This window comes from Telmatocola sphagniphila (assembly GCF_018398935.1).
In the GTDB taxonomy this organism is placed as follows: Bacteria; Planctomycetota; Planctomycetia; order Gemmatales; family Gemmataceae; genus Telmatocola; species Telmatocola sphagniphila.
In genome coordinates this window covers 933,233-953,690 of sequence record NZ_CP074694.1, presented here as the reverse complement: position 1 = coordinate 953,690, position 20,458 = coordinate 933,233, and the positions used below count along the sequence as shown (strand labels likewise).

Sequence of the window (20,458 nt, the reverse complement as noted above, 5' to 3'; positions counted from 1 at the left end):
ACCTGTAAGGTTTCGGGTTTTCAGATATACCTCTCTAAAAGAGGACTGATTTAATGAGCGAGCAAAAACCGGAATATAACGTTACCGGTCAGGACTATACCGATCGCCGGCATTTCCGCTATTCGGGCCCGCCCCTGATCGACATTCATTCCCACGTCACCATGACCGCTCCCAGCGATGGCTCGACCGGAGCCGCTGGCGGTAGCGGACGTGAGGGCTCCACGGAGCAAGCGGAAGTGATGCTCAGCGAGGCGAGGGAGTTCGGGATTGCCCGGACGGTGACCATGTGTCCGGTCCAGGATATCGCTCCCTTACGCGAGAAGTTTGGTGACGCCCTGGTCTTCAATGGCATGATCAACAAAAAGAAGATCGATGACAGCGACGACGAAGCTTACAAGAGTCTGGATGCCTTTTTGGCGGAAGGTATCAAAATTCTCAAACTCTGGTCGGCTCCTCGCGGTCGGGAACGGGGCCTGGTGGTAAACGCCCCTTGGCGGATCGAATCCATCAAGCGAGCGATAGCGGCCGGCGTCCAAGTGGTCATGGTTCACGTCGGCGATCCCGATAACTGGTGGAATACCGTCTACAAGGAAACCGCCAAGTTCGGAACCAAAGCCGATCAATATCTTCCTTTTCGAGAAATGCTCGAAAGATTTCCCGAGGTCACCTGGATTGGAGCCCACATGGGCGGGAATCCCGAACATCCAGACGAACTTCAGAGGCTCCTGGAGGACTATCCTCACCTGTGTTTAGATACCAGCGCCACCAAATGGCAAGTTCGCGAAATATCCCGACATCCGGAGGCCATTCGAAATTTAATAACGAAATTCCCGGATCGTTTTATGTTCGGGTCCGATCTGGTCACCCGCTACGGTTTGCACAAGGAGCACTATACCAGTCGGTACTGGTGTCAGCGGACCCTTTTTGAAAGTCATTGGTCCGGAACCAGTCCGATAGCCGATGGGGATTATGTCGCAGCCGCGGGGGAACCGGCTTTGCCCGCTTTACGGGGGATTGAGTTGCCAGAGGAAGTTTTACTAAAAGTCTACAGGCTCAATGCTTTGCGTATTCTGGGTTAAATTGGGGCTTGGCCAAATTCGGATTGCAGCGATCGGCCAATCAAGCTAAATTGGACAAAGTTGGTACGTTTGTTGATATCCACCAGGATGGGGGTGTTCCGTGGCCGTCACGGTACGCGAAATAGCTTCATGGATTGATGGTATCGTGGAGGGGAACGGCGATTGCCTGATTTCAGGGGCGCGGCCGTTGTCTGAAGCGCAGCCCGGCGATCTCGTCTTTCTGGAAAACGAAAAATACCTCAACGATTTTAAAGAATCTCCTGCGGTCGCCGCAGTGGCTGCTCCTCACTTAACGGGTGTAGGCAAGCCCTTGATCCGAATCGAGGATCCACTTCTGGCCTTCGCCAAGATCGTTCAAAAATTAAATCCGAAGCCCGATCGAACTTTGCTGGGGATACATCCCACCGCACAAATAGATCCCACGGCGGAAATCGCTCCGGATGTGGCTATTGGCGCTTTCGTCTGCATCGGGCCCGGTGTGAAGATCGGGCCAGGTTGCAAAATTTATCCTGGGTCGATCATCGGCGCGGATTGTGAAATTGCTGCGGATGTGACGATCTTTCCCCAAGTGATCCTGTACGATGGCTGCAAGATCGGGGAGCGAGTCCGCATTCACGCTCACGTAGTCCTCGGCTGCGACGGCTTCGGCTATCGAACTGTTAAAGGCCAACACATCAAAGTTCCCCAGCAGGGAAGCGTGGAAATCCAGGAAGATGTGGAAATTGGGGCCGGAACGACTATTGATCGGGGGACTTTCGGTCGCACGATCATCGGGAGAGGCACCAAGATTGATAATCTGGTGATGATTGGCCACAATTGTTCGCTGGGACGTCATAATCTGATTGTCAGCCAAGTCGGTATTGCCGGCTCTTCCTCGACCGGGGATTACGTGGTGATGGCGGGTCAGGTGGGTATAGCCGACCATTGCCATATTGGAGATCGGGCGATACTGGGTGCCAAGGCCGGTATTCATAAGGATGTCCCCGCGGGTGCTCGAATGCTCGGTTCACCGGCGACTCCCGATAAAGAGCAAATGCGGATCATGATGTCGCTGGAAAAACTTCCCGAGATTCGCCGGGATCTACGAAATATCAAAAAAAAGATCGGTTTGGCGGATAACGAATGAATGCGGAACCCATCGGACTGATAGCCGGACGCGGAAGATTTCCGATCCTGTTTGCGCAGAAAGCGCACGCCATCCAGCGTCCGGTCATTTGTCTCGGCATCAGTGGCCTGGCACGTAAAGAAGACTTTCTGCCGTATGTGCAAGATTTTATCTGGGTCCGCCTGGGAGCTCTCAATAAGCCGATTCGAAGTTTTCGCAAAGCCGGGGTGAAACGTTACACCATGGCTGGGAAGATCGATAAAACCATTCTGTATTCCCCATTTTGGTTCATACGTCTTATGCCAGATCTACGCATGATTCGTTGGTGGTTTTTCGGACGCAAAAGGGACAATCGCGATGATTCGATACTTTCGGGAATCATTGGCGAATACGAAAAAGAAGGCCTCCATTGCGAGTCGGCCCTCGACACCTGTCCCGAACTGCTTGTAAAACCGGGTATTCATACTAAACGTAAACCGACCGCGAGCGAAGAAGCCGATATCCGCTTCGGTTGGGAGATTGCAAAAGAGATGGGTCGATTAGACATCGGCCAGAGCGTGATGGTTCATGATGCAGCCGTGATAGCGGTGGAAGCCATTGAAGGTACGGATGAGGCCATTTTACGGGCGGGAACGCTCAGTAAACGGGGCTTTACCGTGGTAAAAGTGGCGAAACCGCAGCAGGATATGCGGTTCGACGTGCCAACTGTGGGTGAAAAGACTATCGAAACTATTCACAAGGCGGGCGGTCGAGTGTTGGCGATTGAAGCGGGAAAGACTATCATCCTCGATGTGGAAGCTACAACAGCATTAGCGGACCGATATGGTATCGTAATTCAGGCTCTCTAGATTCAGCGACGTAAAATACTCGAACGGGCTCCCGGCTGAATTCTGAATTTCCTTCTCGCGATTGATACGCATTCATGGATTTAAACGACGAACACAACTCGGGCTCCGAGACGACGGAACAGACCCTGCCGATGGGGTTCTCCTTCGTTTTGCCCACTGAGATGTCCGCAGAGTTTCGTCCGCTTCTCAAAGAATCCTTTCTGACGGTCGGCCCCGAAAGCATGCCCACCCAAACCCGGCACCGACTCTCCTCAGAAGTCCTCATTCTGCAGCGGGAACTGCACGAATCGGGTTCCGCGATGATACCGGCCGATGTCGCCGAGTTCGGTCAGCTTCAGACTTCCACCGCCACCCTCATGGAACGGCCGCTCCCTTATTTTCTGGGAGTGGAGCTGGTTCGAGGGAAATTGAACCAGGTCCGGAACCAGTTGGCCGAGTGGGAATCGGCGGGACTTCAAAGATCCGCCACGCTCGATTGGGACATCCGACAGGCTACGCGAACTTTCGCGCAAGGGATGATGGATCCCTGGCAGAGCGACGCGAGTTTTCATCTGAATCGGGCGCTCACTCTGAGTTTCCAGGCCGCCGACGAGCTGATAGAGGAATACACCAAACAGATTCTCGCTCTCCGCCACACGCGGGCCGCCAAGTTGGATACGGGTTGGGGTTGCTGGCTTTCCTCGATTCCCAAGGCCAAGGAAGCCGAGCTCTTTCAAAATACGTTCAACGCAGTGCGTCTGCCGTTGCGCTGGAAGGATATTGAACCTTCCGAAGCGAACTACAACTGGAAGCAACTCGACGAACAGGTGGCCTGGTGTCTCGGAAAAGGACTGAATGTCTCGGTCGGCCCGGTAGTCGATTTCTCTCCGGAGTTCTTTCCGGAATGGATGGAAACCTGGAACGGAGACATCACGGCTCTGGGCAGCTTCGTCTGCGACTTCGTTGAAACGACCATTGCCCGCTATCGAGGCAAAATCCAGAATTGGATGCTTTGCTCGCGGAGCAACTGCTCGACCTGCCTGGGAATTTCTGAAGAAGATCAAATTAGACTGACGGCGCGAATGCTCGATGCGGCAGCCCAGATCGATCCCGATTCCAAATTTCATATCGGTATCAGCCATCCTTGGGGAAGTTACTTAACGAAACCGGGCTTCAATTATTCGCCGTTCGTTTTTGCCGATACTTTGCTCCGGGCAGGATTACCGATCACCAGTTATGAACTGGAATGGCAGATGGGCTCCCGTCCGCGCGGTGATTTCTGCCGGGATCGCCTCGATTGCTCCAAGATTCTCGATATGTTCGGTATGTTGGGCCTTCCGGTTCAGGTGACGCTCTCTTATCCCAGCGCCAGTACGCCCGATGAGTGGGCCAGCCCCGGCGAGCGGGTAGCCATGGCCGGTTTTTGGCGCAGCATCGACGAAAACGGTCAGGCATTATGGGCGGAGGCTTTCGCCAAGCTGGCCTTGAGCAAGCCCTACGTAACCGGGGTTTTCTGGGATTGCTGGAGCGATGCCGTGCAGCATCGCATTCCCCATTCCGGATTATTGGATGCCTCAGGTACGCCTAAATTGGCGCTGTCGAAATTGGAAGCCATTCGAAAGCAGCATCTGAAGTAGCTTTCACTTCAAACGACTTCGACCTGCCCTGCCCCGTCCGGGAGATCAAAAACGGTACCTGCCTCCTGATGCCCACGAGCTATGTACGCCAGGGCGATGGGGGCACCGTAAAGCGATGAAAAAACCGTGGAACCGGTGGTAACACCTACAGATTTTTCTTCTCGCGTTAACACCGCATTTGGGGTTATCGGAAATTGTGCTTTCGCTTTTACTAGCTTCATCGCCCGATTCACGTGGCCAGCTCGATCTCGCGACATCACGATCGGTTCCTGTCCCAGATAGCAGCCTTTCTGGTAACTCACGGATTCCAACGCGTCGGCGACTTCCATAACGAATCGTTTCTCATCGATATCTTTTCCGAAAAAGGGCGTCACCGCTTCAATGCGGAGTTTTTCAAAATCCTCTGCGGAACCTGCTGGAAGAATACTTTGCAGTTTTGACAGAAGCGATTCCCGCCGGGAAAGCTCGGCCACGATGTTAAAGCCCGGTGTGCCGAGCAAGTGGTCCATGGGTTGAACGAAAAGGATCTCGTCCCATTCCGCATTGCTGGTGCTCTCCTCAGATCTTGGGAGCATCTTTGTTCGAGTGATCTCGGCCTCGGGTCCTGCGATATGAAACTCACAATATTTCGAGGTCGCATCTTCGAATTCAATCTGTTCCGAGATCCAGTGCTTGTCGATATGGCGCGCCAGAGATTCATTGGTACCCGGCGGGCAATCGAGCCAGTAGATCGGCTTGCCCTGAAGCTGAGTATGAAAAATGCGAGACTGACCCTGCACTTTGGCCAACCGATCGCAGAAGTAGGCTCGGCAGAGGGTGCCGGGCTTCAAACCTCGGATATCGTTCGTGCACAAGTTGTGCAGAAAGAGGGCAGCATCTTTCCCCGAAACAATGATCTTTCCATTCGAGGAGCGATCGAAAAACCAAGTTTTCGCGAAAATCCGTTCTTTCGATAGATTTGTTTCATCGTTCATTGCAAAGCAATCTCTTTCACTTCGAGGAGGCGGAATCGACTTCGAAAACGTATTGCTGCGGATTATTCCAGACGGTGATTTGCTGCATGGACTGAAGTAATCGTTCCAGTTGAGCCGAGTTCTCGAGCTTTGTGGCAAACAGGCTCTCCGTCATGGGAGCATCCAGATCCGAATAAAGATAGACTCGCCGATTCTGCACGGCTTGAGCCCAGCAAAAAATCGCTTGGGGATCGCCGCTTTCCTCCAGTTCGGGAAGCTTCTTCAAGGCCTCTCGCGGCGAACTGTATCCGGCGATTCGCTTCACCGATTCTTCTCCGGAAAGCGTCATTCCAGTTAGCAGAATCAGGCAGCCGGCCGGTTCCAGTACCCGACTGGCGGATAAAGCCGCCTGCGCCAAATCGCGAAACTCTTTCTGATTGCCCGGCAGGTTGACGACGAAGGCATCCACGGGGCTGGCCAGTTTACCGTGCGACAATTCATCGAACTCTTCGGCAATGTCCGGGAGGCTTTCCGCAATGCCCGTCTTGAAAGCGGTAATCTGATCGTTCGAATCCAGAAATACGTGAACGAGAAAGGGGATGCCGAGCAACCAGGCAACCTCTCGGGCCTCTTCCAGGATGGGCCAGGGTTCCGAGCTCGGGCAATCGGCCCGGAGTTGCTTTCGCAGGGCCAATTTCGTTTCCGAATCGGACATCAGTGGAAAGATATTGGACTCCGCCCCAGTCTGTCCCAGCAGGCAATCGTAGCCGCGATGAGCTACGAGAATCACTTGATCGGCATCCAGAAGACTACGATGCAAATAAACTCTTCGCCCCTTTTGGGTGGTCGCCAGATAGGCCATCTGGGTGCGATCCGTCGGATCCAGGATTTCGAATTTCAGCTCGGGGAAGTTTTTCTGAAGCGCGACCTGCTGCTCCATGGCTCCGGCTTCGCGATTCATGAGAATCGTCAAAGCCCCAACGTCAATTTCGCGCAATAGAAGATATTTTTTCAGCTCCCCCAATAGAACATCTGCATGAGGAATCGAGGCGTCGAAGACGATGGTAATACGGTCGTCGGGGGTCAGCGCACGGTATAATGGCTCGAAGCGAATCGGATGATCGAGAGATTCGCGGAATGCTTCCACAACGTCGGAAATGGAAGCGCCATATACCTTTGCAAACACCGGCTCTGTGATCGACGTCCCCTCGGGCAACTGAATGGACCAGTTTTCCCCGTCGGGTTGAATTTCCAATAACGACATCCGCGACTCGCAAAATTAAGTGCTTTAAATAGGAAATTATAGGTGTTTGGGATAAGCCCGTCGTTCAAATTGGAGAAGACGGATGCTTATTATCGGGAATTTCCCTACCAGTGCGGGAGAACTTTCTCTGCAGGGTGATTTTTGATGTTCTAAACTACTTTGGATATTTACTAACGAGTAGGGAAGGATTTTCGGGCATGGCAAAATTGCTCGTAACTGGCGGCTGCGGATTCATCGGCAGCAACTTCATTCGACAATTGCTCAGCAGCGATTCCAGCGTGGAATTGATCAATTTCGATGCCCTGACTTACGCTGGGAACTTGAAGAACCTGACCGATGTCGCCAGCAATCCCCGCTATCGGTTCGTTAAGGGGGATATTACTAATCGCGAGGAAGTTCGCGGCGTAATTTCCGAAGGCCTGGATGCGATCATTCATTTCGCGGCCGAGAGCCACGTCGATCGCAGCATTATGGATTCCGGCCCCTTCGTAAAAACGAACGTCATTGGCACGCAGATTCTGCTGGATGCCGCGAAAGAAAAAAGCGTGAAGCGAATCGTTCACGTTTCGACGGATGAAGTTTATGGCAGTTTGGGCGCAACCGGGTTCTTTACGGAAACCACACCGCTTTCTCCCAACTCCCCTTACTCGGCGAGCAAAGCGGGTTCCGATCTGCTGGCGAATGCCTACCACCATACATTCGGTATGGATGTGGTCATCACGCGCTGCTCGAATAACTACGGCCCGTATCAATTTCCAGAAAAATTAATCCCCCTGTTCATCAGCAATCTCCTGGAAGATAAACAAGTTCCGGTTTACGGGGATGGACTTCAGATTCGAGACTGGATTCACGTTCTCGATCACGCTCGCGGCGTGGAAGCGGCCTGGCGAAAAGGTCGCAGCGGCGAAGTCTATAATTTCGGCGGCCGGTGCGAAAAAACCAATATGGCGCTGACACTTCTGCTGCTGGAACTCCTGGGCAAACCCAAGACGTTGATCAAACATGTTCAGGACCGCCTGGGCCACGACCGCCGTTATGCCATCGACTGTACTAAAGCGGAAACAGAATTGGGATGGCAGCCGCTGGTCACCTTCGAGAAGGGCTTGAAGGACACGATAGATTGGTACAAAGCCAATGCGGCCTGGGTATCCGAGATCCGCAGCGGCGAGTACCGCAAATACTACGAAAAACAGTACGCTAATCGATAATTGGGAAAGGCATTTCTATGTCTCAGATTCGGGGTGTCGTTCTGGCCGGGGGTAAAGGCACCCGGCTGGGAGAACTTACCAAAGTTACGAATAAACATCTCCTGCCGGTCGGGCCGATCCCGATGGTTTATCATCCACTCCACAAAATGGTGGGTGCCGGCCTGAAAGACATCCTTCTCGTTTCGGGCACGGAACACATGGGGGATTTCGTAGAGTTGCTCGGCTCGGGCAAAGATCACAAATGCTCACTCACTTATCGCGTGCAAGATGAGGCTGGTGGCATCGCTCAGGCGCTGGGTCTCGCGGAAACTTTTTGTGCCGGAAATCGCTGCCTGGTAATTCTCGGGGACAACATTTTTGAAGCTCCGGTCACTGGCCTGGTATCGCAAGCCGGCAAAAAACCAGATTGGGCTTGGATTGGACTGAAGCAGGTACACGATCCCGGGCGATACGGCGTGGCCGAGCTAAAGGGAGATCGAGTAATCGGCATCGAAGAGAAGCCGAAGAATCCGAAAAGCGATTATGCCGTAATCGGGATCTATATCTATCCCTCGGATGTGTTTGAAGTCATCCGGACACTCAAACCGAGTGGTCGGGGTGAGTTGGAAATCACCGATGTCAACAACCACTATCTGAAGGCGGGTCGACTCGGTTATTCCATTATTGACGGCTACTGGACGGATGCCGGCACGCTGGATTCTTTACAGTTTGCCAATCAGCTCGTTCGCGAAAAGCCTCCGATTTTCTAAGCGGAATTTAATTCAGAGTTCGTCTAACTATTTGGACGAACTCCGAAAACCATGTATCAAAATTAGCCAGCAAAAACGCACTTTTTGATCAATTTTGGGTTTAGTCCGCCAGTCTACTATGCCAGCAACAATTCGCGTCCGATCACGCAAAAATAAACCCAGACTTATTGGAAAAAAGTGGGGAAAAAAGACATATTTATCTTGTCCGCCAATGACGATCCAACTAAGATATGTGTAGTGAGTTAACTGCTCACAATGATGAAACCGCGAGATGCTAGGATAGAGGCTGAGTGGGCGACAGTTTCTATTCACGCTCGCGGTTTCTTTTTTTATTTTCATGAAGATCAAATCTCTCTACTCAGATTTCCAAGTCACTGAAAATCCGAATACTCTAGACACCGCCCCCGGCCAATTCAGTTTTTACTGTCTCTCAAAAACGGGCCAAACAACGCTAGACGCATTTCGCCAGTTACAAGCGGCCTGGGGCTACCATAACGACCAACTTTCCTTCGGTGGACTCAAAGACCGACACGCCGTCACGATCCAATATTTCACGATTTGGAATGGTCCGAAGAAGGATTACACTCTCGGACCGCTCGAGATAAAGTACCTCGGCACACGAACCGTTCCCTATAGATCCAGCGATATACAAAGTAATCACTTCGAGGTGATTATCCGGGATTTGCCTCGTGCCGCTAAAGCCGATATCGAACAGAGCGTTCGCGAAGTTCAGCAGGTGGGCTGTCCGAATTATTTCGACGATCAGAGATTTGGCTCGGTGGGACCCGACAAGCGTTTCATCGCCAAAGAGATAATATCTGGAAATTCGGAAGCTGCTTTAAAACTGGCTTTGATCGGCGAATACGAACACGATCGAGCGGGTGCTAAACGCGAAAAGCAGATTTTGAAAGAGCATTGGGGCGACTGGCAGAAAATTCAGGGCCTGCTATCCAAGAGCCGCGACATCCGGGTGTTTCGGTATTTGACCCAACGCCGTTCGGATTTCCTCGGGGCCATGGAACTGTTGCGTCCCGAATTGCAGGGGCTCTATTTCTCGGCCTACCAGAGCTACATTTGGAATCGCACGCTCAGCTACTGGTTAGAAGCGAACTTACCGGAGGAAGCGAGATCTTCGATCTCCACCCGGCTGAAGGATTTAGCGGCCCCGCGAAGACTACCCGAAAATTATCAGGCAGAATGGAAAACTTTCGAGCTTCCCTACCCCTCCGCCCGGCTGAAGCCTCTGGCCACCGAGAGCTGGGTGGAACCTCTGAAGAAAGTCATGGCGGAAGAAGGATTTCCGCTTGAGCAGATGAAAACGGGCGTGCGTAAACTGTTTTTCTCAAAGGGAGTTCGGAAGGCGAGCATGGAGCCGCAGGGCTTAAAAATTTCGTTTGCGAAGGACGAAAATCATCCTGAGCGGATTCGCTTGCAAATCGGCTTCGACCTACCACCGGGCAGCTATGCCACCATGATTCTGAAAAGAATCCTGAACAAGCACGCCTCCAGCACTCATTTGCCCGAAATCAGTTCCGAGTAGCCTTTCATCAACAGCGGCGCCGTATCGGGCCCGAGGGAATTGATCTCGCCGTACTGAGATTTCTTGAGCCCGTAGCAGAACGGCGGCTTCTCATCCCATTGCCGCTTCGGGATGATGTAACCGATCTCATCGTTCGCTAAACCCATCAGTAAGCGGTACTTGGACTTGCTGAGTTCCACAATGCTCACTTCCTTGGGAGCATCCGGAAAATCGGCCCCGGGATCGACTGGATCCTGGATCTTGCCCAGAACGAGTTCGGGATAAATCTCACCGGGTACCGTCGCGATCTCCAGTTCTCCCAATTTCAGCCAGCCGAGTTCCGTCTGTATAGCGAGCGGATTTTTTGCATCGCTTGCCAGTTTCGGCTCCTTCTCATTGGCATTTTCGTGCCACAGGTAAATGGGCCGTTTCAGTACACCCAATTGCCAGCCGGCTTTGTAGATCGGATTGTCAACGGGGAGGAGAATTTTCCTGCGTTGGAGTTGAAACGGGGTAAGCTCGAGCGCTTCTGCCCGGGAAAGAGCTTTATCTGTTTCTTGAGCCAGAGTGGTCCCATATTTTTCCGTCTTTTCGAAGGTACCATCCTGAAGCTCCGTGCCCTGGTCATCTCTTAGCGGAACCTTAAGCGAGGTCATTAAGCCGCCAACGGTTCCGGTGAAGTAGGCGACCGGGCAGTTCCATCTCTTCTTGAGTTTCTCAACCGCATACCCGACGAAATCGCTGGAAATTTTGGTGTTTTTACTGTCCAGCGTCTCAGGATGGCAATGCCAGTTGACCAGAAGACCGAGGCGTTTTTTCGTATCGGAAGAACGGAACTCCAAGACTGCCAGTTCGTCGTGTTTCACAATTGGCAATCGTCCATCCCGCAACAAGTCTGGTAAATTCACTCGGCCGATCTTAACGGTTGATTTCTCCAGCTTGGCCTCAGCCTTCTGAATTCCTTCCACGATTTTCTTTCGCAGCAAATCCATGTAAGCCTCATCCACTCCGCTCTGAAACGGACTTGCTCCCCAGAGACCGAGCGTATCGGGTCCTTCGTGGTTGTGGCTGCTGGAAACCATCACATAGGCATACTCGGGCAGTTTTTCTCGGATCGAGTCCACGAAAGGCAAGAAGAGGCCGACGACATCCACACAGACCAGAGCCACCTTCGATTTTCCATCGTGAAGCACGACGATGCGGGCCATGATCGGATCGTGGACTTCGGTGGCTTTGCGGTCGTGGCCGAAGCCGGCCATGTAGACCGGTTTATTGGGAGCAACAAACGGGGAGACGTCCACCTCTTGGAAGCCGACCTTCAAAGTGGGCTCGGCCGCTGGAATCGAACCAACAAAAAGAAGCCCAACGAATATCGCTAAGCGCATGACGGTTCCCGGGATATTGGGAGAAAGAGAGAGCTTATTTCGGTCGAATCGCGATGGCCAGCATGCAATCGCTCTTGCCGAACATATAGCAGATCCAGGCTGCCAACCGGGACGGCAATTTATACCGGAAAAGTTTCTGGAAGTAGCTTTTTTGCCCGATGCGTGTCGCCAGTTTTGCCGAGGAACGCAGCCAGTCGGCATGCTTAATGCCGCGAAGATTTTCCACCTGGAAGCCGTTCAATTCGAGCATCAGGCGCAGAGTCTTCGGGCAGAAATGCGTCAGATGTCGCGGCAAATCCAAAGCAAACCATGCTTTGCCGAACCACTTGAACTGCCAGCTTTTGATATTGGGTACCGCGATCAGCAGTCGTCCCTCCGGCGCCAATAGCCGATAAGCCTCGGCCAGGACTTCCATCGGATCGTGAACGTGCTCCAGAGAATGCCACATCGTAATGACGTCGAAGGAAGCCGGCTGCAATTCGGGATGGGGCAGAGTGCCGTGGTGGACTTTCAAACCGAGTTTGTCGCGAATCATTTCCACGGTTTTTTCCGAGAAATCGACCCCTTCCACTTTCCAGCCCTGATCGGCCATCCGAGCGAGAAAACTCCCTCCGCCGCAGCCGAAATCGAGCAAACGGCCGTTTCCCTGCCAGGCGAGCCCGCGGCGTTCGGAGGCCCGCCCGCGCAACGCCCCCAGCGGATACCAGTTTCGAAAATTTCGGCGGGAATTCTGGGGCTTCCGATGGGGCCGGTAATCTTCGGCATAGAAATCGGCGATCGATTTCTCATCGGGTCGGGGATTGGTGTAATGCAGCCCGCAGCGCTTGCACTGCACGACGGCAAACCAGAGGCCATCTTTCGGCGGGGCTAAATCGGGGGCTTCCAGTACCAGTTTGGCATCTTGAGAGCGACAGCCGGGGCAGGGAACATCCTGCCAATTCACCGATACCGAGCCTTCGACCTTCTCCAAAACTTGAAGTGCGGAAACCATCGGCCGCTACCTTTCCTTCCTGGAAGATTCTCCTGATTTAGCAGTTTACCCGAATTGTCTAAAAGCGGTCAACAGGAGTCTGGAAAGCGTCCAGATCGAAAATGGGCTGGGAGAACGGAGGGGAGTTCGTTAAATCTTATAATATGGTCAGCGAACAACCTTTTATTCGTTCTCCGGCCGGCCGAGGTGATGTAGATGCCGAGTTCCCCTACCAATCCGCCCGATACCACAAAGTCCGACTGGCTTTCCACGATCCTGCGAAGCTTCTTTGCCAAGAAAAAAAACCATGAAGTCGAACCCAAGAATCTCGTCCGGGAAATGTTCGAAACCGTTGTGTTCGTGCTTGTCCTGGTCCTGATGCTGCAAAGGTTTGTCGCGGAAGCGTTCGTAATCCCCACCGGATCCATGGCGGAGACCTTGTATGGTGATCATGAAATGGTCACCTGCCGGGAGTGCGGCTACAAGAGCCCGTTAAACTCTTCTTCGAACGATTTCGGCCAGCGTTCGATTATCACCAGCTACATCTGTTCGAACTGCGGTTACAAATTCATCGCGAAAACCGACTCTACGGGTAAAGTGCTCAAAGAGGATGCGGTCGATTTCTCCGGCGTGCGCAGCGGCGACCGGGTACTGGTTTTAAAACCGGCCTATTACATCAATCCTCCCAAACGATTCGACGTGCCGGTTTTCAAATGGCCCGTGGAACCCTTCTCGGTGCGCGAACGGGTGCCCACCAACTACATCAAGCGACTGGTGGGTTTGCCCGGGGAAACGATCGCCGTGTTCGATGGCGACCTCTATCTTTGCAAGGATTTGAAGTATCCCGATGAAAAGCTGCCGGAAGATCCCAATAACCTCTGGCTCTATCCTAATATGTACCCCTCGCACCCGGATGCAATCTCCGCTTTCGAGCAAGGCAAATTTGAGATCATTCGAAAAAGCCCTACAGACATACTCGCTCAAAGAATTATCGTCTTCGATATGGACCACCAGCCCGCGAGCTTAAAAGGTATCGCAAAAACCCGCTGGCATGCTCAGCCCGGTTACGATAAAGAGTGGCAGGCCCGGGAAACCGGCTTCAAACATACTGGCTCGGATCTGGGCTGGATCCGCTATCACCACCTGGCCAGCTGGCAGGATCAGCCTTCCCTCGAACCGATGGAGATCAACGACAGCCTGGGTTACAACCAAACCCGCTCTAGTCCTAGTCTAGAAGTTGTCACCGACCTGATCCTCGAGTGCAAAGCCGATTTTCAATCCAAAGATGCTCAGCTGATATTGGAGCTCAATAAAGGCCCCTACCGCTTTCAAGCCGTATTCGACGGTGGTAACTGCACCTTGATTCGAGTCGATGCCAACGACAACGATAAATCGACTGTGCTCTCCAAGACTTCGTCGGGTATCAATGGCGAAGGTCGGCATGAAATTCGACTGGCGAATGTCGATTGCCGGCTGACGGTATGGGTGGATAACAAAGTTCTGAGCTTCGATAAAGGAGCCGATTACACGATTCCTCATGTGCATCAGAGCCATCCGAACGATCGCATGCAACCGGCTCGAATTGGCAGCCGGGGGGATGTGACCTGCGATTCGATTCGAATCTGGCGAGACATCTTCTACACCTGCGGAACCAATGGCGGCCGGCAAGGCTACGGCGCGATCCAGGAGAAATTCTTCCCGCCGAGCTACAATCCCTGCAGCACCGTACAAACCTTCTACGTTCAGCCCGGTCACTATCTCTGTTTTGGCGATAACAGCACTTCCAGCCTCGACGGCCGGATGTGGGGACTGGTGCCGGAAAGACTGTTATTGGGGAAAGCGGTCATGGTCTACTTCCCCCTGAGTCGATTTGGAGTGATAAAATGAGTGGTGAGAAAGCACCTCTCAGCGGAACGGTCCAAATTCGAGTCCGATACGCGGAAACAGACCAGATGGGCTTTCTGCACCATGCGAATTACCTGGTTTTCTTTGAGCAGGCCCGAACCGAACTGCTCAGGGATCAGGGGCTGACTTATAAAGAGATGGAGGACAAGGGCTTTCTGCTGGCTTTGACGAAAGTTGAAGTCCGCTATCGTAAGCCCGCCCGCTACGACGATCTGCTGACCATCCGGACGACCGTCACTCGTTCCACCCTGGTCCGCATCGAACACAAATACGAGGTTTTTCGAAACTCTGAACTGCTGGCCGAAGGAAGCAGTACTTTAGCAAGCATAAATCGCGAAGGTCAGGTTCAGCCCCTGCCCGATTGGTTCCTGGAAAATCGGTCCTGATCATATAAAAACCACTGCTGGATTCTCTGTCGCATCCCAAAATGAGGGGTAAGATTGCGACCCTTTATCATTCGTCAGCTTCTACCGACTATCCTCGTCCTCCTCCCGCTCTTCGGCGCGGCCCTGGTGGCCTGCGCGCTGCCTCCCGACGCTCGACACGATTACCTGAAGCGAATTAAAAATTCCGGGATGGACTGGCTGATCCTGAGCCTGGGAGCCATTCTATTTCTGGTTCAGATCTCATTGAGCTGGAAGGCCTTGCGCTGGAAAGAACACAATTTCGACGAATCCGCGGATCGCTGGTTGAACCATCTCGCTCAGGCGGCGGAATGGTTTCCCCTATTGGGATTGCTGGGAACCGTCGCGGCGATCCTGCAGACCTTCAATTCCATCAATGGTCCTGTCGTTACGCCTCAGGAAATCATTCGAAAATATGCCCCGGCCATCACGGCCACCGGTAGCGGCTTGCTGATGGCCCTGCTGAACATCCTGCCCACCTGGATCGTCAGCCTCGGTCGAGACATTATTCGTTCCATGGCCGGTAATCCCGAAGAAGAGAAATGGGGTTATCTGAAATGATTCAACGACCAAAACAGAGCGTCACTCGATTTTTCATTCCCTTGATCGACGTTCTCATTCTGCTCTTCTGCATTTTCCTTTTGATGCCGTTCGTCAGCCAGGCCGGCAATCCGGGCGAAGGACCCGATCTAAACCCCGAAAACGAACTGCCGACCGAAGAGGCGTTGCCCAAGGATGTCGAATCGCTGCGACAGGAATTGGAACGCAATCGGCGCGAACTCCAACGGTTGCGAGCCGAGCAAGGCGACATCAGTGAAAAATTGGCCATTAAATTGCTGGAAGTCGATTTGGCGACCGGAAAATTGATCACCTATACCAACGGCCAGCGGCAGGAAATTTCCGATCAGTCGGAAGCGGAGAAGATGATCGATCAGCACATTCGAGCTTCCGGGGGAAGAGAGCCGTTGTTCCTGATTCTTCTACCCAAACGCGGAGCCCCTTTGCAGCAGCATATTGAAAATTATCGCCGTTGGTTTGCGGGAGTTTCTTACAGCTTTGATGAAGCGGTCACTCCGCGTTCCAAGCAGGGGAACCGATGAATCTTTTCTTACTTGCCGATGCCGTCAGTCGCGTGGGACAAATCGCCATCAATTGCTTTGCCGTAGCAGGGGCGTTTCTGGTGGGCAATTATGCCATGGCCAGCGTTCTCAAAGTGGCAGGCAAATTCTACTTTCGCAAAAAACTCCCCGATTGGGCCTGCGGCTGGAGCCGATTCGCTTCGGGGATTATCTGTGCGATCCTGGCCGCTCTCATCCTCTTTGGAGACGGCGGCTACGGCCTGGGAGGCAGCGGGGGCGGACGGCCGGGTGGCCCCGGTAACGACCAGCATTCCGTCGAGAAGGAAGAGCCGAGTAAAGAACCTGAGAAGAAAGCGGCCCAACTCCCGGTCGTGGTGCCCGAGGAAGTGAAAAACGAGAATCGCGTCAAGATTATCGTGCTGGGCGGCGCTCGCCCCGACGAGGCCTACTATCTAATCGAAAATTCCCGGGAACCCATCAGCTTCGATAAGCTCAAGGATTTGCTTATTACCCGGCGCCGGGACGCGGAAAAACAACTGCAGCGAATTGATATTCTCGTATACAAAGACACGGCCTATCGGGAAAGCTACCTGGTGAAGCAGCTCGAGAGCTGGGCGAAAGACAATGGCCTGAGCGTCAATTTCCCGCCAGTCGCCAGCGACAATATGCCCGAACGTTAAGCATCTAACTTTGCGGGGCTCATGACTCGATCTGTCGGACAAACTCTGGAAATCGTAGTTCTCGGCCCCACGGGAGCCGGGAAAACTGCACTGTTGAACAGTCTGAGCATCCAGGCGAAAAACAACAATTCCACGGCGGGGAGCGCTGGCCTGCTCTTCACACCGAGTGCCAATTCGAAAATCGCTGTCGATCTTCCCGTTCAATTCCACGAGATCGAATACTCCGATTCCACAAACCTCGATCCCAAGTGGAAGGCCGACGGGTTGATTCTGATTCTGGATGCCTCTTCCGACGTCACCCACCTCGAGCAGCGCTTATCGAATTTAGTCGATCTCCTCGGCACCCTGCAAAGCCGGCGGCAGGATCAGTTTCTCGTCGGCGGCTTTCCCATCGGTATCGTGCTGACGAAATGCGATCTGCTGGCCGACACCTTGATGAGCTATTCGGAATGGATGCAGCGAATCGAGAATCGCAAGGAAACTGTAAGAAAGTTATTCGATGAGAACTATTCTCTCGCCGACGACGGGGGATTCGGCAGCCTCTGCGTGGAGATCTACACCACCTCCACGCATCTGCCCGATGTGACCGATAAAGTCAAGCAGCGCGATGAACCCTTTGGTATCCGCCCGCTGGCTCAGGATCTTTTCGAAACGGCTTATTTTCATCGCGAGGAGGCCAGTCGATCCAATCTCCGTCTGGCCCGAGCTGTGTTCACCTCTGCCGTGGCTTTGGCCCTTTTGCTTTTGGGAGTGGGCGTTCTGGTGGTTACGCAAACCAGCGACGTTCAACTGGCTCTGGAAGCCAAGGTCGATGGTTTTCAGGCTCGGGAAGGTCAGACTGCATCTTCACGCCTGGCCGGAGCCCAGCTTTCGAAAAAACGGAGTGAACTTCTCGAACTCCGTAACGACCCGGAATTCGAACAACTAGCTCGGGACAAACAGAATTATATCGCCAAGCATCTCGAGGAAATCGAGGCCTACATTCAGCTGCGAGATGACCTGGCTCGACTCTCCCAACCGGTGAAGACGCGCAGCCTCGACGATTTGAATCGGCTCGAAGAGTCTCTCAAAAATCTCTCACTGCCAAAAACCTTCGAAAAGGATTGGGCCCAGACCGAAGTCGTCCAAGCTCGCGAAAAATATCTCTCCGAAATTCCTACGCTCCGCACCGCCGTGACCGATGCCCGCCAGTTTTTCAGCCGCTTGAAAAATCGCGGTAACGAATTGCTTTTTGTGACGGAGCTGACACCGGAATGGGATAGCAACTTCCGTAAATTACAGGTGGATTCCAACGGCAGTCCGTTCGCCTCCGGTGATCGCTTGAAGCTGGCGGCCCTGGACTTCCGGGAAGTGGAAGTTCTCCGGAGCGAATGGAATCGGGCTCTGGAAAAGTTGCGTACCATTCAGGAGTTGGCGGTAACCCTGGGCATCCTCGGCAATCCGTCGGACAACAAATCTCTATTACTTTTGAGCGAAAGCGATTTGCAATCTCGCGATCCCCTGAGGATGATCTCGGATCGACTGACGCGGTTGAAACGAGACTATCCGGGCGTGGATAATTGGTCGCTGACCGCCATACCGGATAATCTCCGACCGCAGTTTCAAAGCCGCTGGGTGCGGGCCAATCAGCTTGCGATTCAATTCGGCCAGCAAATGCTTCTGGATCAGCTGAAATCGATTAATCCGACGGGACCGGAAAAAACCTTCGACTGGCCGAAACTGGCGGAATGGCTGAACGCGAACAGCGAGCGGGATTTGCGAGAATATCTGCATATTCTGCATCGAATCGGGCAGCCCACCCGCGAAGATCTTTGCGACCATTTCAGCCGCTTCGCCGCAACGGCTTCTTTCTCACTCAATCCGAAATCCTTCCGGCTGTTCATACCCGATGCCCTGCGTGAATTCCGGATCCGACCGGCCGGGAAACTGACCATCAATCATCGCCCGAGCGGTTCTGACAAAACCACGACCTGGAGCTTCCGGGAAGATGGCGACGGGGTTCGGGACAAAAACGGTATCAGTTATCTTTTCGCACTTGAAAGCAACGGCTCGCCCATCTCATACTCCGTGGGGGATTTGCTCTGGGCCGAGCTTCCGCTGAAGGAAGGGGAGAAAAACTGGCAATTTAGCTGGCTGAGAAGTCGTACCACCAGTTTTCAATTCGAACGTTTGCTTCGAGAACCCCGTTTTCACGATCCCATTAAAGGGGCAAACTCTGGAGAGTGGGCGGAGGGTGTCAAAATGATTCTCACCGAAGGAAGTCTTCCTTCTGTGCCCGAGTTGCTTCCGATCGTCCACTGGCCGTAATTACCTCGAGAGTCGCTCGTAAGCTTCGGTATATTTCGCCAGCGTCTCGGCCACAACTTTCTCGGGTAACACCGGCGGCGGAGACTGCTTATCCCAGCCGGTCGATTCCAGCCAATCGCGAAGATACTGTTTATCGAACGAAGGCTGTCCTCGGCCGGGTTGGTAGTGATCCATCGGCCAGAATCGGGAACTGTCCGGAGTCAGGACTTCGTCGATCAGGATGATCTCCCCACTGGGCAAAAGGCCCCATTCAAATTTCGTATCGGCAATGATGATCCCACGCAGGCGGGCATAACTGGCGGCCCGGTTATAGATCTCGATACTCCGTCGGGCGAGTTCGTCCGTGGTCTCTTTCCCGATCGCATGGGCCATATATTCGGAACTGACATTTTCATCGTGGCCCGTTTCCGCTTTGGTGGCGGGTGTGAAAATCGCCTCGGGCAATCGATCGCTTTCCCGAAGACCGCTCGGCAACTTGACGCCGCAAACAGAAAGCGATTGCTTGTATTCCTTCCAGCCGGAACCGGCCAGGTAGCCGCGAACAACGCATTCGAACGGAATCACTTCCGTTTTGCGGACCAGCATCGCTCGGCCATTCAATTGATCGGCGTATTCATGGAATTCCGGGGGATACGAATTCAGATTGTCGCTTAGGAAGTGATTGGGAACCTTCAGCCAGTTGAGCCAAAACTTTGTCAGCGAGGAAAGTAGACGCCCTTTTCCGGGGATGGGAGTCGGCATGACCCAATCGAAAGCGCTGATCCGATCGGTGGCTACGATCAGCAGCTTATCTCCCAAATCGTAGACATCCCGGACTTTACCTCGTCGGCAGGAAAAACCAGAAATATCGCTTTGCATCAAGGCCGTCATATAAAGCTCTCAAAGTAATTTCCCTGGAGATCATCCTATGTCGGCTAGTGCAGAAAAGCGCGTTCAAGAATTGCAGTTGGTACTTCCGCCCGCTCCCAAACCCGTGGGCGTTTACAAACCCTGCGTTCAGGTTGGCAATATTTTGTACGTTTCCGGTCACGGCCCTTTAAAGTCGGATCGCACTCTGATCACCGGGGTGGTGGGTAAAGATCTGAATCTGGAAGAGGGCAAAGCGGCCGCTCGACAGGTCGGTCTGGCTATCCTGGCTACGTTGAAGGATTATCTCGGCTCGTTGGACAAAGTGGTCCGTCTGGTCAAAACTCTGGGGATGGTGAACTCCACTCCCGATTTTCCCGACCATCCTAAGGTCATTAACGGTTATTCCGAATTAATGGCCGATGTATTTGGAGCGGAGGCCGGCGTCGGAGCCCGCAGCGCCGTGGGGATGGGTAGCCTACCCGGGAATATTTCCGTGGAAATCGAGTGTATTCTGGAAGTGAAGGTATAAACACGAGGA

Annotated in this window: 19 protein-coding genes; 14 read left to right on the top strand and 5 right to left on the bottom strand. The window is 53.2% G+C overall.

The genetic code is table 11. From position 1 onward, the window contains the following. Positions 1-53: 53 nt before the first annotated feature. The 4 genes from KIH39_RS04100 to KIH39_RS04085 all read left to right on the top strand — a co-directional run bounded on the left by KIH39_RS04100 (position 54) and on the right by KIH39_RS04085 (position 4,648). Positions 54-1,079, top strand: coding sequence for an amidohydrolase family protein (locus KIH39_RS04100; protein WP_213497997.1), 1,026 nt, complete (start codon positions 54-56; stop codon positions 1,077-1,079). 100 nt (positions 1,080-1,179) lie between these two features. Next, positions 1,180-2,205 carry a UDP-3-O-(3-hydroxymyristoyl)glucosamine N-acyltransferase gene (gene lpxD, locus KIH39_RS04095; RefSeq protein WP_213497996.1) on the top strand — a complete coding sequence of 342 codons (1,026 nt, stop codon included), beginning with the start codon at positions 1,180-1,182 and terminating at the stop codon, positions 2,203-2,205. After that, positions 2,202-3,032 carry an LpxI family protein gene (locus KIH39_RS04090; RefSeq protein WP_213497995.1) on the top strand — a complete coding sequence of 277 codons (831 nt, stop codon included), beginning with the start codon at positions 2,202-2,204 and terminating at the stop codon, positions 3,030-3,032. The genes lpxD and KIH39_RS04090 overlap by 4 nt, the downstream gene beginning before the upstream one ends. 74 nt (positions 3,033-3,106) lie before the next feature. Then, positions 3,107-4,648, top strand: coding sequence for an endo-1,4-beta-xylanase (locus tag KIH39_RS04085; RefSeq protein WP_213497994.1), 1,542 nt, complete (start codon positions 3,107-3,109; stop codon positions 4,646-4,648). Positions 4,649-4,656: 8 nt separating this feature from the next. On the opposite strand, the gene ygfZ is transcribed toward KIH39_RS04085, so the two are convergent. Together ygfZ and KIH39_RS04075 are read right to left on the bottom strand one after the other, a co-directional pair. Further along, positions 4,657-5,622, bottom strand: coding sequence for a CAF17-like 4Fe-4S cluster assembly/insertion protein YgfZ (gene ygfZ, locus KIH39_RS04080; protein WP_213497993.1), 966 nt, complete (start codon positions 5,620-5,622; stop codon positions 4,657-4,659). Between the two features lie 16 nt (positions 5,623-5,638). Then, positions 5,639-6,865 (bottom strand): lactate racemase domain-containing protein, encoded by a 1,227-nt coding sequence (locus KIH39_RS04075; protein ID WP_213497992.1) that lies wholly within the window; start codon positions 6,863-6,865, stop codon positions 5,639-5,641. Between the two features lie 197 nt (positions 6,866-7,062). Between KIH39_RS04075 and rfbB the strand changes: the two genes are divergently transcribed. The 3 genes from rfbB (at position 7,063) to truD (ending at position 10,362) form a co-directional block, all read left to right on the top strand. Beyond that, the gene (gene rfbB / locus KIH39_RS04070) at positions 7,063-8,073 is read left to right on the top strand and encodes a dTDP-glucose 4,6-dehydratase (protein WP_213497991.1); all 1,011 of its coding nucleotides are present in this window, start codon (positions 7,063-7,065) and stop codon (positions 8,071-8,073) included. A gap of 26 nt (positions 8,074-8,099) precedes the next feature. Continuing rightward, a complete protein-coding gene (locus tag KIH39_RS04065; RefSeq protein WP_390623693.1) occupies positions 8,100-8,822 on the top strand; it encodes a sugar phosphate nucleotidyltransferase in 723 nt (240 codons plus the stop codon). Positions 8,823-9,159: 337 nt separating this feature from the next. After that, a complete protein-coding gene (gene truD / locus KIH39_RS04060; RefSeq protein WP_213497989.1) occupies positions 9,160-10,362 on the top strand; it encodes a tRNA pseudouridine(13) synthase TruD in 1,203 nt (400 codons plus the stop codon). On the opposite strand, the gene KIH39_RS04055 is transcribed toward truD, so the two are convergent. After that, positions 10,335-11,726 carry a hypothetical protein gene (locus tag KIH39_RS04055; RefSeq protein ID WP_213497988.1) on the bottom strand — a complete coding sequence of 464 codons (1,392 nt, stop codon included), beginning with the start codon at positions 11,724-11,726 and terminating at the stop codon, positions 10,335-10,337. The genes truD and KIH39_RS04055 overlap by 28 nt on opposite strands. 34 nt (positions 11,727-11,760) lie before the next feature. After that, positions 11,761-12,717 carry a class I SAM-dependent methyltransferase gene (locus KIH39_RS04050; RefSeq protein ID WP_213497987.1) on the bottom strand — a complete coding sequence of 319 codons (957 nt, stop codon included), beginning with the start codon at positions 12,715-12,717 and terminating at the stop codon, positions 11,761-11,763. Between the two features lie 195 nt (positions 12,718-12,912). On the opposite strand from KIH39_RS04050, the gene KIH39_RS04045 reads away from it, so the two are divergent. Genes KIH39_RS04045 through KIH39_RS04020 form a run of 6 tightly spaced genes read left to right on the top strand, consistent with a single transcriptional unit; the run spans position 12,913 to position 19,071 of the window. Further along, complete coding sequence (locus KIH39_RS04045; RefSeq protein WP_213497986.1) at positions 12,913-14,583, top strand: S26 family signal peptidase; 1,671 nt, start codon at positions 12,913-12,915, stop codon at positions 14,581-14,583. Further along, a complete protein-coding gene (locus tag KIH39_RS04040) occupies positions 14,580-14,987 on the top strand; it encodes an acyl-CoA thioesterase (RefSeq protein ID WP_213497985.1) in 408 nt (135 codons plus the stop codon). The genes KIH39_RS04045 and KIH39_RS04040 overlap by 4 nt, the downstream gene beginning before the upstream one ends. 54 nt (positions 14,988-15,041) lie before the next feature. Further along, positions 15,042-15,566, top strand: coding sequence for a MotA/TolQ/ExbB proton channel family protein (locus KIH39_RS04035; protein ID WP_213497984.1), 525 nt, complete (start codon positions 15,042-15,044; stop codon positions 15,564-15,566). Beyond that, the gene (locus KIH39_RS04030) at positions 15,563-16,105 is read left to right on the top strand and encodes a hypothetical protein (RefSeq protein WP_213497983.1); all 543 of its coding nucleotides are present in this window, start codon (positions 15,563-15,565) and stop codon (positions 16,103-16,105) included. Before KIH39_RS04035 ends, KIH39_RS04030 begins: the two co-directional genes overlap by 4 nt. Next, complete coding sequence (locus KIH39_RS04025) at positions 16,102-16,764, top strand: hypothetical protein (protein WP_213497982.1); 663 nt, start codon at positions 16,102-16,104, stop codon at positions 16,762-16,764. The genes KIH39_RS04030 and KIH39_RS04025 overlap by 4 nt, the downstream gene beginning before the upstream one ends. Positions 16,765-16,785: 21 nt before the next feature. Continuing rightward, positions 16,786-19,071: a hypothetical protein gene (locus tag KIH39_RS04020; protein ID WP_213497981.1), complete on the top strand. Its 2,286-nt coding sequence runs from the start codon at positions 16,786-16,788 to the stop codon at positions 19,069-19,071. Here the strand turns inward: KIH39_RS04020 and KIH39_RS04015 are convergent, their stop codons facing one another. Next, positions 19,072-19,941: a phosphoribosylaminoimidazolesuccinocarboxamide synthase gene (locus KIH39_RS04015; RefSeq protein ID WP_213497980.1), complete on the bottom strand. Its 870-nt coding sequence runs from the start codon at positions 19,939-19,941 to the stop codon at positions 19,072-19,074. A gap of 37 nt (positions 19,942-19,978) precedes the next feature. On the opposite strand from KIH39_RS04015, the gene KIH39_RS04010 reads away from it, so the two are divergent. Then, positions 19,979-20,449 (top strand): RidA family protein, encoded by a 471-nt coding sequence (locus KIH39_RS04010; RefSeq protein WP_213497979.1) that lies wholly within the window; start codon positions 19,979-19,981, stop codon positions 20,447-20,449. Positions 20,450-20,458: the final 9 nt, after the last annotated feature.